Origin of the sequence: Streptomyces sp. YS-3, assembly GCF_045257485.1 — a bacterium.
GTDB lineage: Bacteria > Actinomycetota > Actinomycetes > Streptomycetales > Streptomycetaceae > Streptomyces.
Window position 1 is genome coordinate 26,061 of the sequence record NZ_JBJHPC010000007.1, and the last position, 15,421, is coordinate 41,481.

At 69.7% G+C, this 15,421-nt stretch carries 15 protein-coding genes; 11 read left to right on the forward strand and 4 right to left on the reverse strand.

The window, feature by feature from the left end:
• Window positions 1-216: 216 nt before the first annotated feature.
• Together ACJA3G_RS01580 and ACJA3G_RS01585 are read left to right on the forward strand one after the other, a co-directional pair.
• Entirely contained in the window at window positions 217-1,818 is a 1,602-nt protein-coding gene (locus ACJA3G_RS01580) for an ABC transporter substrate-binding protein (RefSeq protein WP_406551015.1), read from the forward strand.
• Window positions 1,819-1,934: 116 nt separating this feature from the next.
• Window positions 1,935-3,521, forward strand: a complete 1,587-nt coding sequence (locus ACJA3G_RS01585) for an ABC transporter substrate-binding protein (protein ID WP_406551016.1) — start codon at window positions 1,935-1,937, stop codon at window positions 3,519-3,521.
• 99 nt (window positions 3,522-3,620) lie between these two features.
• On the opposite strand, the gene ACJA3G_RS01590 is transcribed toward ACJA3G_RS01585, so the two are convergent.
• Together ACJA3G_RS01590 and ACJA3G_RS01595 are read right to left on the reverse strand one after the other, a co-directional pair.
• A complete protein-coding gene (locus ACJA3G_RS01590) occupies window positions 3,621-4,292 on the reverse strand; it encodes a response regulator transcription factor (protein WP_053723497.1) in 672 nt (223 codons plus the stop codon).
• A 12-nt stretch (window positions 4,293-4,304) separates the two neighbouring features.
• A complete protein-coding gene (locus ACJA3G_RS01595) occupies window positions 4,305-5,195 on the reverse strand; it encodes a RecB family exonuclease (RefSeq protein WP_406551017.1) in 891 nt (296 codons plus the stop codon).
• Window positions 5,196-5,298: 103 nt separating this feature from the next.
• Between ACJA3G_RS01595 and ACJA3G_RS01600 the strand changes: the two genes are divergently transcribed.
• The 3 genes from ACJA3G_RS01600 (at window position 5,299) to ACJA3G_RS01610 (ending at window position 8,330) form a co-directional block, all read left to right on the forward strand.
• Window positions 5,299-6,549: a site-2 protease family protein gene (locus ACJA3G_RS01600; RefSeq protein ID WP_406551018.1), complete on the forward strand. Its 1,251-nt coding sequence runs from the start codon at window positions 5,299-5,301 to the stop codon at window positions 6,547-6,549.
• A gap of 75 nt (window positions 6,550-6,624) precedes the next feature.
• A complete protein-coding gene (locus ACJA3G_RS01605; protein WP_067156039.1) occupies window positions 6,625-7,512 on the forward strand; it encodes a tRNA (adenine-N1)-methyltransferase in 888 nt (295 codons plus the stop codon).
• A gap of 245 nt (window positions 7,513-7,757) precedes the next feature.
• Window positions 7,758-8,330 (forward strand): hypothetical protein, encoded by a 573-nt coding sequence (locus tag ACJA3G_RS01610; RefSeq protein ID WP_406551019.1) that lies wholly within the window; start codon window positions 7,758-7,760, stop codon window positions 8,328-8,330.
• A 37-nt stretch (window positions 8,331-8,367) separates the two neighbouring features.
• Here the strand turns inward: ACJA3G_RS01610 and ACJA3G_RS01615 are convergent, their stop codons facing one another.
• A complete protein-coding gene (locus tag ACJA3G_RS01615) occupies window positions 8,368-8,646 on the reverse strand; it encodes a ferredoxin (protein ID WP_406551020.1) in 279 nt (92 codons plus the stop codon).
• A 277-nt stretch (window positions 8,647-8,923) separates the two neighbouring features.
• Between ACJA3G_RS01615 and arc the strand changes: the two genes are divergently transcribed.
• From arc to prcA, 6 genes are all read left to right on the forward strand, one after another.
• Entirely contained in the window at window positions 8,924-10,690 is a 1,767-nt protein-coding gene (gene arc, locus ACJA3G_RS01620) for a proteasome ATPase (protein ID WP_406551021.1), read from the forward strand.
• A gap of 247 nt (window positions 10,691-10,937) precedes the next feature.
• On the forward strand, window positions 10,938-12,449 hold the full coding sequence (dop, locus tag ACJA3G_RS01625; RefSeq protein WP_406551022.1) for a depupylase/deamidase Dop: 1,512 nt from the start codon (window positions 10,938-10,940) through the stop codon (window positions 12,447-12,449).
• A 131-nt stretch (window positions 12,450-12,580) separates the two neighbouring features.
• Complete coding sequence (locus ACJA3G_RS01630; RefSeq protein WP_067134420.1) at window positions 12,581-12,799, forward strand: ubiquitin-like protein Pup; 219 nt, start codon at window positions 12,581-12,583, stop codon at window positions 12,797-12,799.
• Window positions 12,800-12,867: 68 nt separating this feature from the next.
• Complete coding sequence (locus ACJA3G_RS01635; RefSeq protein ID WP_406551026.1) at window positions 12,868-13,080, forward strand: endonuclease domain-containing protein; 213 nt, start codon at window positions 12,868-12,870, stop codon at window positions 13,078-13,080.
• Window positions 13,032-13,877 carry a proteasome subunit beta gene (gene prcB, locus ACJA3G_RS01640; RefSeq protein ID WP_406551023.1) on the forward strand — a complete coding sequence of 282 codons (846 nt, stop codon included), beginning with the start codon at window positions 13,032-13,034 and terminating at the stop codon, window positions 13,875-13,877. The genes ACJA3G_RS01635 and prcB overlap by 49 nt, the downstream gene beginning before the upstream one ends.
• A 46-nt stretch (window positions 13,878-13,923) precedes the next feature.
• A complete protein-coding gene (gene prcA / locus ACJA3G_RS01645) occupies window positions 13,924-14,673 on the forward strand; it encodes a proteasome subunit alpha (protein ID WP_406551024.1) in 750 nt (249 codons plus the stop codon).
• A 67-nt stretch (window positions 14,674-14,740) separates the two neighbouring features.
• Here the strand turns inward: prcA and ACJA3G_RS01650 are convergent.
• Window positions 14,741-15,421, reverse strand: a 681-nt coding sequence (locus ACJA3G_RS01650; protein WP_406551025.1) for a LacI family DNA-binding transcriptional regulator, incomplete at its 5' end; no start/stop codon positions are given.

Consider the following 15,421-nt stretch of genomic DNA (forward strand, 5'->3'; position numbering starts at 1 on the left):
CAGGCCCGGTACGGGCTTTCCCGGCCCGCCCACTAATCTCGTCGCGAGAACTTCGCCGCACCCTCAACTGCCCCGGCAACCACCAAGCCGCCGGGCGCGCAGGTCCGATCGTACGTACCGGCCCGATCGCCTCCCCGCCCCGACCGGGCGGCCCGCGGCGGAGTCTTCCGTACACCGCTGTACCCCAGTGCCGGACACATAGGGAGAACGTCCAGGATGAACCGCAAGACTTTGGTGCTGCCGGCCGTAGTGGGCCTGCTCGCCCCCGTACTCGCCGCATGTGGCGGCGCGGGAAGTGGGGGCGACGGCGGCAAGGCCATCGTCGTGGGCACCACGGACCAGTTCGTGGTCACCAAGGACGCGCCCGCTCCCTTCGATCCGGCCTACGCCTACGACACCGGCGCCTGGAACGTGCTGCGCCAGACCGTGCAGATGCTGGTCCACGTGCCGCGCGGCGGCGGCGAGCCGGTCCCGGACGCGGCCTCCAGCTGCGCGTTCACCGACAAGGAGAACGAGAGCTACCGCTGCAAGCTGCGCAGCGGCCTCAAGTTCGCCGACGGCTCCAAGCTGACCGCCGCCGACGTCCACTACTCCATCCAGCGCGTCCTGACCATCAAGGACGGCAACGGCCCCGTCGCGCTGCTCGAGAACATCGACACGATGGAGACCAAGGGCGACGACGAGATCATCTTCCATCTGAAGACCCCGGACGCCACCTTCCCGTACAAGCTCGCGACGCCCGCCGCCGCGATCGTGCAGAAGGACAAGTACCTGCCGAAGAAGCTGCGCGGCGGCTTCGAGGTCGACGGCTCCGGCCCGTACACCCTCAAGGCCGAATACAAGGGCGACCAGGTCGTCAAGGCGGTCTTCAGCAAGAACCCCAACTACAAGGGTGACTTGAAGGTCAACCACGACAAGGTCGAGCTCCGCTCGTTCCCGGACGCCGACGCCATGGGCGCCGAGCTCGAATCCGGCAAGATCGACCTGATGACCCGCTCGATGTCGCCGGAGCAGATCCAGAAGTACTCGGCCACCCCGCCCAAGAACGTCAACCTGGTCGAGATGCCCGGCCTGGAGATCCGCTACCTGGGCTTCAACACCAACGACCCGTCGGTGAAGAACAAGGCCGTCCGCCAGGCGATGGCCGCCGTCGTCGACCGCGGCGCGCTGGCCTCCAAGGTGTACGGGGCGACCGCCGAGCCGCTCTACTCGCTCATCCCGACCTCGATCGCCGGGCACACCAACTCGTTCTTCAACAAGTACGGCGAGCCGAGCAAGCAGAAGGCCGCGGGCATCCTGAAGGCCGCGAACATCTCCACCCCGGTGAAGCTCACGCTGAACTACACGAGCGACCACTACGGCCCGGGCACCGCCAAGGAGTTCTCGATCCTGCGGGACCAGCTGAACTCCACCGGTCTGTTCGCCACCACGCTCAAGGCGACCGACTGGCCCAAGTACCGCCCGGCGCAGAAGGCCGGCGAGTACGCCGTCTACGGCCTCGGCTGGTTCCCCGACTTCCCGGATCCGGACAACTACGTCGCACCCTTCCTCGGCCGTGACAACTTCCTCAACTCGCCGTACTCCAACGTCGAGGTGCGCAACACCCTGATCCCGGAGTCCCGCGTCGCGGCCGACCGCAACCAGGCCGCCAAGCCGTTCGAGAAGATCCAGGACATCGTCGCCAACGACGTCCCGGTGCTGCCGCTGTGGCAGGGCAAGCAGTACGTCGCCGCCCGCAGCGACATCACGGGCACCGAGTGGGCGCTCAACTCCTCGGCCGACCTCCAGCTGTGGGAGCTGGGCCGCGGTGTGAAGTAACGCAGGACCCGGCCGCGACTGGCACGTGCCGGGCAGGCAATTTCCGTGAGGCCGCGGCTCCCCGGGGGGCGACCCCCGGGGCCCGCGGCCGAGCAACGACTGTGAGGCACTCGCACGTGAAGATACGGAACCGATGGCTGACGGCCCCGCTCGCCGCGGGGCTGGCGGCCGGTCTCCTCAGCGGTTGCGGCTCGGAGGACGGCTCCTCCTCCGGCAGCGGGGATTCGGTGGTCATGGGGATGTCGGACGACATCCAGGCCACCGACCCGGCCTCCGGCTACGACCCGGGCTCCTGGCTGCTGTTCAACAACGTCTTCCAGTCGCTGCTCGGCTTCCCCAAGGGAAGTTCCACCCCGCAGCCCGAGGCGGCCGAGCGGTGCTCGTTCGACAAGGGCGGCTCCCAGGTCTTCCGCTGCACCCTGCGCCCCGGTCTGAAGTTCAGCAACGGCCACGCGCTGACCTCCGAGGACGTGAAGTTCTCGTTCGAGCGGGTGCTGCGCATCAACGACCCCAACGGGCCCGCCCCGCTGCTGGCCACCCTGGGGAAGATCGACACCCCGGACGAGCGGACCGTCGTCTTCCACCTCAAGGTGCCCGACGCCACCTTCCCCAGCAGGATCGCCTCCGGCGCCGGTTCGATCGTCGACCAGGAGACGTACCCGGCGGACAAGCTGCGCACCGACGGCAAGGCGGTCGGCTCGGGCGTCTACAAGCTGGACGCCTTCGGTGAGAAGCAGGCGAGCTTCTCGGTGAACTCCGGCTACCGGGGCAGCGCCAAGGTCAAGAACTCCGGCATGACCATCAAGCTCTTCCACGGCCGCCAGAAGGACCTGGCACAGGCCCTGAAGCAGGGCGACATCGACCTCGCCTACCGCGGTCTCACCGCCAAGGACATCGCCGACCTCCAGACCTCCAGCCTGGCCGACAAGAACGGCGTCAAGGTCGTCGAGGGCACCGGCGCCGAGGTCCAGCACCTGGTCTTCAACATGAACGACCCGGTCGCCGGCAAGCTCGCCGTCCGCAAGGCCGTCGCCTACCTCGTCGACCGCGAGGCGCTGGTGCGCGATGTCTACAAGTCGACGGCGACGCCGCTCTACTCGGTCGTCCCGGCCGGCATCACCGCGCACAGCACCGCGCTGTTCGACATGTACGGCGGCAGCCCGCAGCCCGCGAAGGCCAAGCAGGTGCTGCACAAGGCCGGCATCAGCGGCAAGGTGAAGCTCACCCTGTGGTCCACGCCCATCCGCTACGGACCGGGCACCGACGACGAGCTGCGGGCCATCGCCAAGCAGCTCAACACGAGCGGGCTGTTCGAGGCCGAGGTGAAGTCCGTCGAGTTCAAGCAGTACGAGAAGGACATCGCGGCGGGCAAGTACGGCGTGTACGTGAAGGGCTGGATCCCCGACTACCCGGACCCGGACAACTTCACCTCGCCGTTCTTCGGCAAGGACAGCGTGCTGTCCAACCACTACGTCAGCAAGGTGATCACGGACGAGATCCTCCCGTCCACGGCCGCCACCGAGGACCGCTCGGCCACCGAGGCCGACTTCGCCCGCCTCCAGGACCTCGTCGCGGCCGACCTGCCGATCCTGCCGCTGTGGCAGGGCAAGCAGTACGCGGTTGCCCGCGAGGGCGTGGCGGGCCTGGAGTGGACGCTGGACCCGTCGACGGTCTTCCGCTTCTGGGAGATCAGCAAGAACTAGGCGCCCACGCCGCGAACGCGGATACGGACGTCACGGATACGGTGAAGGGGTGCGGGAAATCGATTCCCGCACCCCTTCGCCGTATCCGCGGCGTCCGCCCTACTGCGCGCCGGGCCGGACCAGGCCGCTCTCGTACGCGTACACCGCCGCCTGGACGCGGTCGCGCAGGCCCAGCTTCGTCAGCACATGGCCCACGTGCGTCTTCACCGTCGTCTCGCTGACGAACAGGTCCGCGGCGATCTCCGCGTTGGACAGACCGCGCGCCACCAGCTTCAGGACCTCGACCTCGCGGTCGGTCAGGGTGTGCAGCGTGTCCGGGACCGGCTCCTCGCCCGAGGGGAGGTGGTCCGCGTACTTGTCCAGCAGGCGGCGGGTGATGGAGGGGGCGAGCATCGCCTCGCCCGCCGCGACCACCCGGATCGCCTGCACCAGCTCATTGGCCGGGGCGTCCTTCAGCAGGAAGCCGCTGGCCCCCGCCTTGAGCGCCTCCACCACGTACTCGTCGAGGTCGAACGTGGTCAGCACCAGCACCTTCGCGGGGCCGTCCTTGCCCGGCCCGCTGATCTGCCGGGTGGCCTCCACGCCGTCCATCCGGGGCATCCGGATGTCCATCAGCACCACATCGGGCTGGAGCGCCCGCACCTGGTCGAGGGCCTGGAGACCGTCGCCGGCCTCGCCCACCACCGCGATGTCCTGCTCGGCCTCCAGGATCATCCGGAAACCGGTGCGCAGCAGCGGCTGGTCGTCGACCAGTAGGACGCGGATCGCCACGGGAACTCCTCATCAGGATTGCTGGACCGGGTCCATTCTGCCCTGCGCGTCCCGCGCACTCCCGGTCGGGAGCAGCGGAAGCGGATAGGCCGGGGGAGTCCCCCCGAATTCCGGACAGACCGCCTGGTGGTCGCACCAGCCGCACAGCTTGGTGGGCCGGGGCCGCCAGTCGCCGGTCTCGGTGGCCAGCCGGATCGCCTCCCACAGGGCGTGCAGCTTCCGCTCCACCTGGTGCAGGTCCGCCTCCACCGGGTCGTACGTCAGCACGTCGCCGCTGCCCAGGTAGACCAGTTGGAGCCGGCGCGGCAGCACGTTCTTCAGGCGCCACACCACCAGGGCGTAGAACTTCATCTGGAAGAGCGCGCCCTCCGCGTACTGCGGGCGGGGGGCCTTGCCCGTCTTGTAGTCGACGATCCGCACCTCGCCGGTGGGGGCCACGTCGACCCGGTCGATCACCCCGCGCAGCCGCAGCCCCGACTCCAGCTCCGTCTCGACGAAGAACTCCCGCTCCACCGGCTCCAGGCGGGTCGGGTCCTCCAGCGAGAACCACCGCTCCACCAGCCGCTCGGCCTCCGCCAGCCACCCCGTCAGCCGCTCGCCGTCCGCGTCCTCGGCGAAGAGCTCCGTCAGCTCGGGCTTCGCTTCCAGCAGCCGGTCCCACTGGCCGGGGATCATCGCCTTGGCCCGCGGAACGGTCCGCTCCGCCGCGGGGTCGTCGAAGAGCCGCTCCAGCACCGCGTGCACCAGCGTGCCGCGCGTCGCCGCCTCGCTCGGCTTCTCGGGAAGTTTGTCGATCACCCGGAACCGGTACAGCAAGGGGCACTGCATGAAGTCGTTCGCCCGCGACGGCGACAACGACACGGGCCGCCGGTCCGGCGCGGCCTCCTGGGTGCTCGTATCCATGACACAGACCCTACGGCCCGCCACTGACAGCGAGCGGAATACCATCGACGACGAGCCCCCTCACACTGCATGATCGTGACAGAAGCACCGACGAAGGGACACCGTGGACGAGAGCGGCGACAGCAAAAGGCCGCAGTCCGGCGCGGGCGACGAAGGCCCGGGCGCCGCGCCCGGCGGCGGCAAGTCGCCCCGTCGGCCGGAGCCGGGCGGCGGACTCCTCATGGGGCGTCCCTTCGGTGTACCGGTCTACGTCGCCCCCAGCTGGTTCCTGGTCGCCGCCCTGATCACCTGGGTCTTCGGCGGCCAGCTCGACCGGGTGCTGCCCGAGCTCGGCGCCGCCCGCTACCTCGTCTCGCTCTTCTTCGCCGTCGCCTTCTACGCCTCGGTGCTGGTCCATGAACTCGCTCACACCGTCGCCGCGCTGCGCTTCCGGCTGCCCGTGCGGCGTATCCAGCTCCAGTTCTTCGGCGGTGTCTCCGAGATCGAGAAGGAGACCGAGACGCCGGGCCGCGAGTTCGTGCTCGCCTTCGTCGGCCCGCTGCTCTCGCTGGTCCTGTCGGGGCTGTTCTACGTGGGGATGCAGGCCGTCGAGCCGGGCACCGTCCCCGGTGTGCTGCTCGCCGGACTGATGATCTCCAACCTGATCGTTGCGGGCTTCAACCTGCTGCCCGGGCTGCCGCTGGACGGCGGCCGGATGCTCCGCGCCGTCGTGTGGAAGATCACGGGCAAGCCCATGAGCGGCACGGTCGCCGCCGCCTGGGTCGGCCGGGCGCTGGCCGTCACCGTCCTCATCGGCCTGCCGCTGCTCACTCAGACCGGCGCCCTGGGCAACGCGCCCGAAGAGGTCGACGGCATGGACACCGTCACCGACGCGCTGCTCGCCGCGATCCTCGCCGCGATCATCTGGACCGGCGCGGGCAACAGCCTGCGCATGGCCCGGCTGCGCGAGCACCTGCCGGAGCTGCGCGCCCGCAACCTCACCCGCCGGGCCGTCCCCGTGGAGTCCGCCACCCCGCTCTCCGAGGCGCTGCGCCGGGCCAACGAGGCCGGGGCGCGCGCGCTGGTCGTCGTCGACGGCCACGGCGACCCCACCGGCCTGGTCCGCGAGGCCGCCATCGTGGGCGTACCGGAACACCGCCGCCCCTGGGTCGCGGTGAGCGGTCTGGCCCAGGACCTCACCGACGGGATGCGCGTCCCGGCCGAGCTGGCGGGCGAGCCGCTCCTGGACCGGCTGCGGGCCACCCCGGCCACCGAGTACCTGGTGGTCGAGGAGAGCGGGGAGATCTACGGGGTGCTCTCGGCCGCCGACGTCGAGAAGGCCTTCGTGGCCGCGATGGCGCGGCCCACCGCCTAGGACGCGCCGTCGCGGCCGGCCGGGGACGCGCAGGCCGTGGCGCTGCCGGGTCAACAGGGCCGGTACCCTGTTCGTATGTCCGAACCGACCGGTGCCGCCCGCCGTCGCGGGCCCTTCAAGGTCGGGGACCAGGTCCAGCTCACCGACCCCAAGGGACGCCACTACACGTTCACGCTCGAAGCCGGGAAGAACTTCCACACCCACAAGGGTTCCTTCCCGCACGACGAGCTGATCGGCGCTCCCGAGGGCAGTGTTGTCCGTACCACCGGGAACGTCGCGTACCTCGCGCTGCGCCCGCTGCTCCCCGACTACGTCCTGTCCATGCCCCGCGGCGCCGCCGTGGTCTACCCCAAGGACGCGGGGCAGATCCTGGCCTTCGCCGACATCTTCGCCGGCGCGCGCGTCGTCGAGGCGGGTGTGGGCTCCGGCTCGCTCAGCGCCTTCCTGCTGCGCGCCATCGGCGACCACGGCATGCTCCACTCCTACGAGCGCCGCGCGGACTTCGCCGAGATCGCCCAGCAGAACGTGGAGCGCTACTTCGGCGAGCCGCACCCCGCCTGGCAGCTCACCGTGGGCGACCTCCAGGACAACCTGTCGGACACCGACGTCGACCGCGTCATCCTCGACATGCTGGCCCCCTGGGAGTGCCTGGACGCCGTCTCCAAGGCGCTGGTGCCCGGCGGCATCCTCTGCTGCTACGTGGCCACCACCACCCAGCTCTCGCGCACCGTCGAGGCGATCCGCGAGATCGGCTGCTTCGCCGAGCCGCAGCCGTGGGAGTCGATGATCCGCAACTGGCACGTGGAGGGCCTCGCCGTCCGCCCCGACCACCGGATGATCGGCCACACCGGCTTCCTCGTCACCGCCCGCCGCCTCGCGGACGGCGTCGAGCCCCCGCTGCGCCGCCGCCGCCCCGCCAAGGGCGCGTACGGAGACGACTACGAGGGCCCCAACAAGGACTGACGAGCCCGTCGGCCCCAACGCACCGGCGCCGCCGCCGAGTTCCCCCACCCGTGGAGGAACTCGGCGGCGGCGCTTTTCCGTTGGAGGTACCGGCCGGGTACGGGCCGGGTACGGGCAGGAGACGGGCCGGAGACGGCCCGGGCAGTGAACTCCGCCCCGACCCCGCTGTTCCGCCCGACTGTGACGTGTGGCACGATGCTGGCCACCTCCACCACCCGCACCGCCCCTCACAGGAGACCTCCCGCGTGCAGAACGCCGCCGTCCCCGAGCTCGCGCACACCCACGCCCGCCCGGTGCACTGGCTGGCCACGGCCGCCGCGATGGCCGGTGTCGTGGCGCTGGCCGGCTGGCTCCAGCCCGGCACCGCCACAGCCTCCCAAGGGGCCCCCGGAGCCCAGGTGGCGGCGGCCCCGGCCCCCGAGGCGTCGGCCGTCGCCTACCCGCTCCAGTGCGGCACGGTGGGCACCCAGGTCGCCGCCCGCGCCACCGGCGACCTCGACGGCGACGGCAGCCCCGAGACCGTGGCGGCCGTCCACTGCCGGGCCGGCTCGGGGACCCCGCCGAGCGGGCTCTACGTGCTGACCCGGCCCGCGGTGCCGGGCGGCCCGCCGCGGGTGGTGGCCACGCTCGCCGACCCCCGGGAGAAGCGGAGCGTCCGCGATCTCGCGGTCCGGGATGGCGAGGTCAGCGCGACCCTGCTCGGCTACTCCTCGCCGTCCGTGCCGCGCTGCTGCCCCGACGAGGAACTGGAGACCAAGTGGCGGTGGCAGGGCGGGAAGTTCGTCCGGAGCACCCGGTCCCCGGCGCCCAGCATCTGATCCGTCACCGAGCGTACGTCACTCGTCACTTACCGTCTCAGGCCGCGTCCGGACCGTAGACCTCGATGCTGTCCGAAACCCGGCGTACGTGGATGCAGTCGCCCGGGCAGTCCTTCGCCGAGTCGACCACGTCCTGGAGAAGCGGCAGCGGAACCGGCGTCACGGCGCCCGGCGCCTGCAACAGCTCGTCCTCGGAGCTCTTCACATAGGCCAGACCGTCGATGTCCAGCTCGAAGACCTCGGGCGCGTACTGGACACAGATGCCGTCGCCCGTGCAGAGCTCCTGGTCGATCCAGACCTCGAGAGCGTCGTTCATGTCGCCTGCCGTTCCTGCGCGGTGCTGTGTTCGTGCGGTGTGTCCCACCCCACAGGCCGATCGGGCAATCCGTACCAGTCCTGACGGGTGTTGACCGACTCGACGATACAACCGCCCGCTTTCCGATGTTGATGGGTGGGTATTCCCCTGGCGTGAGGGAGAGCGCAAGGGTGAAGATCGGACACACCCCGCAGTCTTTGTGATCTAGGGGTTTCAATCACCACCCGCCCAGGTAGGGTCAGGAAGCGTCCAGCTCCCCTTGGAGGAGGTGAGGACCGTGGCAGCCCACGACGACGACATCAACCGCGGCATCCGGCCGGGGCGGGGGTCTGAGGACCCAGCCGGCCAGGTTGCCTATCTAGAGCAGGAAATCGCCGTCCTGCGACGTAAGCTCGCCGACTCTCCGCGTCATACGAGGATTCTCGAAGAGCGGATCGTCGAGCTGCAGACCAACCTGGCGGGCGTGTCCGCGCAGAACGAGCGGCTCGCCAATACGCTCCGCGAGGCCCGGGACCAGATCGTGGCCCTCAAGGAGGAGGTCGACCGGCTCGCACAGCCGCCGGCCGGCTTCGGTGTCTTCCTGCAGTCCAACGAGGACGGCACGGCGGACATCTTCACCGGGGGCCGCAAGCTCCGGGTGAACGTCAGCCCCAGCGTCGAGCTCGACGAGCTCCGGCGCGGCCAGGAAGTCATGCTCAACGAAGCGCTCAACGTGGTCGAGGCCATGGAGTTCGAGCGCGCCGGGGACATCGTCACCCTCAAGGAGATCCTTGAGGACGGCGAACGCGCCCTGGTGGTCGGGCACACCGACGAGGAAAGGGTGGTGAGGCTCGCCGAGCCGCTCCTGGACATCACCATCCGCCCCGGCGACGCCCTTCTGCTCGAACCCCGCTCCGGCTACGTGTACGAGGTGGTTCCCAAGAGCGAGGTCGAGGAACTGGTCCTCGAAGAGGTCCCGGACGTCGACTACGACAAGATCGGCGGACTCGGCGGCCAGATCGAGATGATCCGCGACGCGGTCGAGCTCCCGTACCTCTACCCGGACCTCTTCAAGGAGCACGAACTGCGCCCGCCCAAGGGCATCCTGCTCTACGGTCCGCCCGGCTGCGGCAAGACGCTCATCGCCAAGGCCGTCGCCAACTCGCTCGCCAAGAAGGTCGCCGAGGTGACCGGCCAGCCCGCGGGGAAGAGCTACTTCCTCAACATCAAGGGCCCCGAGCTCCTCAACAAGTACGTCGGTGAGACCGAGCGGCACATCCGCCTGGTCTTCCAGCGAGCCCGGGAGAAGGCCAGCGAGGGCACCCCCGTCATCGTCTTCTTCGACGAGATGGAGTCCCTCTTCCGCACCCGCGGTTCCGGTGTCAGCTCGGACGTGGAGAACACCATCGTCCCCCAGCTGCTCGCCGAGATCGACGGTGTGGAGGGCCTGGAGAACGTCATCGTCATCGGCGCCTCCAACCGCGAGGACATGATCGACCCGGCCATCCTGCGCCCCGGGCGCCTGGACGTGAAGATCAAGATCGAGCGGCCCGACGCCGAGGCGGCCAAGGACATCTTCGCCAAGTACCTCACGGCCTCCCTCCCGCTGCACGCGGACGACCTGTCCGAGCACAGCGGTTCCAAGGACGTGGCGGCCCACGCGATGATCCAATCCGTCGTCGAGCAGATGTACGCGGAATCCGAGGAGAACCGCTTCCTGGAAGTCACGTACGCCAACGGCGACAAGGAAGTCCTCTACTTCAAGGACTTCAACTCCGGCGCCATGATCCAGAACATCGTGGACCGGGCCAAGAAGATGGCCATCAAGGCCTTCCTCGACCACAACCAGAAGGGCATCCGCGTCTCCCACCTCCTCCAGGCCTGTGTGGACGAGTTCAAGGAGAACGAGGACCTGCCCAACACCACCAACCCCGACGACTGGGCCCGTATCTCCGGAAAGAAGGGCGAACGGATCGTGTTCATCCGTACCCTCGTCACCGGAAAGCAGGGCGCGGACACGGGACGCTCCATCGACACCGTGGCCAACACCGGTCAGTACCTGTAGCGCACAGGGGCGGCTGCGGGTGCCCGGCCGGGGCATCCGCAGCCGCCTGCATTTCCGGCCGAATTCAGGCCATGGACCGACCAAGAGCAATGACGGAATTGATCTCCCCACCAGCGCAAAGGCGTTCTAGGCTCTTCCGTACCGCCGAGTCGCGCAGTGCGGGGACGGGCACCGCACACGCACCGGAGAAACAGCGGTACTTGAGCGCCGCTCCCACAGGGGAGCGCCGCCGGGCAAGGAGGGCCGCATGACCGTACGGCGAGTAATGGGCATCGAGACGGAGTACGGCATCTCCGTCCCCGGCCACCCCAATGCCAATGCCATGCTCACCTCGTCCCAGATCGTCAACGCCTACGCGGCGGCGATGCACCGGGCGCGCAGAGCGCGGTGGGACTTCGAGGAGGAGAACCCGCTGCGGGACGCCCGCGGCTTCGACCTCGCCCGCGAGGCCGCCGACTCCAGCCAGCTCACCGACGAGGACATCGGCCTCGCCAACGTCATCCTCACCAACGGGGCGCGGCTGTACGTCGACCACGCGCACCCCGAGTACAGCTCGCCCGAGGTCACCAACCCGTGGGACGCGGTCCTGTGGGACAAGGCGGGCGAGCGCATCATGGCCGAGGCGGCGGAGCGCGCGGCGCAGCTCCCCGGCGCCCAGCCGATCCACCTCTACAAGAACAACACCGACAACAAGGGCGCGTCCTACGGCACGCACGAGAACTACCTGATGAAGCGGGAGACCCCGTTCTCGGACATCGTGCGCCACCTCACGCCGTTCTTCGTCTCCCGGCAGGTCATCACCGGGGCCGGCCGCGTCGGCATCGGCCAGGACGGGCACGAGCACGGCTTCCAGATCAGCCAGCGCGCGGACTACTTCGAGGTCGAGGTGGGCCTGGAAACCACCCTCAAGCGCCCGATCATCAACACCCGCGACGAGCCGCACGCGGACGCGGAGAAGTACCGCCGGCTGCACGTCATCATCGGCGACGCCAACCTCTCCGAGATCTCCACCTACCTCAAGCTGGGGATGACGGCCCTCGTCCTCTCCATGATCGAGGACGGTTTCATCAACGTCGACCTCGCCGTCGACCAGCCGGTCCGTGCCCTGCACCAGGTCTCCCACGACCCGGACCTGCGCCATCTGGTCACGCTGCGCAGCGGCCGGACCATGACCGCCGTACAACTCCAGATGGAGTACTTCGAGCTGGCGCGCAAATACGTGGAGGAGCGGTTCGGCGCCGACGCCGACGACCAGACCAAGGATGTGCTGGGCCGCTGGGAGGACGTGCTCAACCGGCTGGAGAACGATCCGATGAGCCTCTCCGGCGAGCTGGACTGGATCGCCAAGCGGGAGCTGATGGAGGGCTACCGGCGGCGCGACGGCCTGGGCTGGGACGCGGCCAGGCTCCACCTCGTCGACCTCCAGTACGCCGATGTACGGGCCGAGAAGGGCCTCTACAACCGTCTGGCGGCCCGTGGGAAGATCAAACGGCTGCTGGAGGAGTCCGACGTCTCCCGGGCCCGGACGAAGCCGCCGGAGGACACCAGGGCCTACTTCCGCGGGCGCTGTCTGGAGCAGTACGCGGACGACGTGGCCGCCGCCTCCTGGGACTCGGTCATCTTCGATCTGCCCGGCCGTGACTCCCTCCAGCGCGTGCCAACCCTGGAACCGCTTCGCGGAACGCGTAATCACGTGAAGGAGCTGCTCGACCGGTGCCGTACGGCCGAGGATCTGGTCCGGGTGCTCTCGGGCGGCTGACCTGGGGCTGAAAAGCATGCGGCAGGGGAAACACAGAGGTAGACCCCGCACGTTCCACCAAGTGCGGGGCCGATGTCAGACCCTGCTTGTAGGGTCTGATCAAGGACATCGAACCGAGCGGGGTGAGGTAGATGGCGACCAAGGACACCGGCGGCGGACAGCAGAAGGCCACGCGTTCCACCGAGGAGGTCGAGGAGCAGACCCAGGACGCGCAGGCTTCGGAGGACCTCAAGGAACGCCACGAGAAGCTCTCGGACGACGTCGACTCGGTGCTGGACGAGATCGACGACGTGCTGGAGGAGAACGCCGAGGACTTCGTCCGCTCGTTCGTTCAGAAGGGTGGACAGTAGTCCACGAACGTGAACAGCGAGGGGTGCGGGTAAGGGGACGAGGGTTCCCGGTGGCGGGGCGGCGCGGTGTGTGCCCAACCCGCCCTGCCGCCCCCGCCGTTCATGTGGATCACCGCCACGGGACGGGTAAAGTCCGTGGCGTACGGTGCTTCAACTGCGATTCGGCCATCGGCAAGTTGGGAGACGATCCCGACACAGTTCGTCGGGCTGCCGCCTACCTGGAGGGAACCTCGTGGAAGCCAACACCCGTGGCACAGGGCGTCTACCAGCTGCCTTCCTGACGCCGGGCTCGTCCTCGTTCATGGACTTCCTGGCCGAGCACTCGCCGGAGATGCTGCCCGGCAAGCGCGTCCTGCCGCCCGTGCAGGGGCACGTGGAGGCCCCGCACGGCACCACCATCGTCGCCGCCACCTTCCCCGGCGGCGTGGTGCTCGCCGGTGACCGGCGGGCGACGATGGGCAACATGATCGCCCAGCGCGACATCGAGAAGGTCTTCCCCGCCGACGAGTACTCGGCGGTGGGCATCGCCGGCACCGCGGGTCTCGCCGTGGAGATGGTCAAGCTCTTCCAGCTGGAGCTGGAGCACTTCGAGAAGGTCGAGGGCACCACCCTCTCCCTGGAGGGCAAGGCCAACCGGCTCTCCACGATGATCCGCGGCAACCTCGGCATGGCCATGCAGGGCCTCGCCGTGGTCCCGCTCTTCGCGGGGTACGACGTGGACCGCGAGAGGGGCCGCATCTTCTCGTACGACGTGACCGGCGGCCGTTCCGAGGAGCACGGCTACGCGGCCACCGGCTCGGGCTCGATCTTCGCCCGGGGCTCGATGAAGAAGCTCTACCGCGAGGACCTCACCGAGGCGCAGACGACGACCCTGGTCGTCCAGGCCCTCTACGACGCGGCGGACGACGACTCGGCGACCGGCGGTCCCGACGTGGCCCGCCGGATCTATCCGATCGTCACCGTCATCAGCGACGAGGGCTTCCGGAGACTGACCGAGGCGGAGTCCTCCGAGATCGCCCGCTCGATCCTGGAGAAGCGCCTGGAGCAGCCCGACGGCCCGCGCGCCGCACTGCTCTGAGGCCGCAGAGATGACCCCGCCACTGACAGAAAGGGACGGATAGCCGGTGTCGACGCCGTTCTATGTCTCACCCCAGCAGGCCATGGCCGACCGCGCCGAGTACGCCCGCAAGGGCATCGCGCGCGGCCGGAGCCTGGTCGTGCTGCAGTACGCCGACGGCATCGTCTTCGTCGGCGAGAACCCGTCCCGTGCCCTGCACAAGTTCAGCGAGATCTACGACCGGATCGGCTTCGCCGCCGCCGGCAAGTACAACGAGTACGAGAACCTCCGCATCGGCGGTGTGCGCTACGCGGACCTGCGCGGCTACACCTACGACCGCGACGACGTGACGGCCCGCGGCCTGGCGAACGTGTACGCGCAGACGCTGGGCACCATCTTCTCCAGCGCCGGCGAGAAGCCGTACGAGGTGGAGCTGGTGGTCGCCGAGGTCGGGGCGACGCCGGAGGAGGACCAGATCTACCGGCTGCCGCACGACGGCTCGATCGTGGACGAGCACGGCTCGGTCGCGGTCGGCGGCAACGCCGAGCAGATCAGCACCTTCCTCGACCAGCGCCACCAGGACGGTATGTCGCTGGCCGAGGCGCTGAAGCTGGCCGTGCAGGCCCTCTCCAACCAGACCAACGGCGCCGACCGGGAGATCCCCGCGGAGCGGCTGGAGGTCGCGGTCCTGGACCGGACACGGCCGCAGCAGCGCAAGTTCAAGCGGATCGTCGGCCGTCAGCTCTCCCGTCTCCTGCAGACCGAGGAGGCGAGCGCCGAGCCGACCGAGGTGCCCTCGGACGACGACGAGGAGTAGCCGCGAGGCAGTGCTCCGCGGGCCCGTGCCCCACCGTCCGTGACGGCGGGGCACGGGCCTTTTGCGTTCAGGACGCGGGCGGCGCCGTGGAGCCGCGGACGACCAGGGAGACGGGCAGGTCGCCCGCCTCCGGCTCACGGCCCTCCAGTACGGCGAGCAGCGCGGCCATGCCCCGCTCGCCCACCCGCTCGGCGGGCAGCCGGACGGTGGTGAGCTCGGGTTCGAGGGCGGTGGCCAGGGCGAGGTCGTCGAACCCGGCCACCGAGAGGTCCTCCGGGACGCGCAGGCCCAGCCGCCGGGCGGCCTTGCAGGCTCCCGCGGCCAGGATGTCGTCGTCGCAGATGAGCGCCGTGGGGCGGGGGCCGGGCCGGGTCAGGGCGTGCTCGGCGGCGGCGCGGCCGGCGTCGACGGTGAGCGCGGAGGGCACGGTCAGGACCTCGGCGCCGGGCACCGCGCGCAGCGCGTCCTCCAGGGCCCGGGCGCGTACCCGGAACGTCCAGGAGTCCACGGCCGAGGCGAGGTGGACGAACCCGCGGTGGCCGAGGCCGAGCAGATGGTCCGTCACCTGCCGTATGCCGTCGGCGATGTCGAGGTTGACGCGGGCGGCGGGCCCGGACGCGGCGGGGTCGCTGTCGAGCATGACCAGCGGCAGGTCGGTGCCGCGGATGGACACGAGGGCGTCGGCGGCCATGGAGGAGGCGATGACCCCGTCGAGGGCCGCGCTGGCGGAGGCGAAGGGGTCGCGGGC

What these genes read in the sequence shown, in the direction of transcription:
- ACJA3G_RS01580 (WP_406551015.1), top strand. Translation starts at nt 217, where the DNA reads ATGAACCGCAAGACTTTGGTGCTGCCGGCCGTAGTGGGCCTGCTCGCC.
- ACJA3G_RS01595 (WP_406551017.1), bottom strand. Translation starts at nt 5,195, where the DNA reads ATGGATACGAGCACCCAGGAGGCCGCGCCGGACCGGCGGCCCGTGTCG.
- ACJA3G_RS01605 (WP_067156039.1), top strand. Translation starts at nt 6,625, where the DNA reads ATGTCCGAACCGACCGGTGCCGCCCGCCGTCGCGGGCCCTTCAAGGTC.
- ACJA3G_RS01615 (WP_406551020.1), bottom strand. Translation starts at nt 8,646, where the DNA reads ATGAACGACGCTCTCGAGGTCTGGATCGACCAGGAGCTCTGCACGGGC.
- dop (WP_406551022.1), top strand. Translation starts at nt 10,938, where the DNA reads ATGACCGTACGGCGAGTAATGGGCATCGAGACGGAGTACGGCATCTCC.
- ACJA3G_RS01630 (WP_067134420.1), top strand. Translation starts at nt 12,581, where the DNA reads ATGGCGACCAAGGACACCGGCGGCGGACAGCAGAAGGCCACGCGTTCC.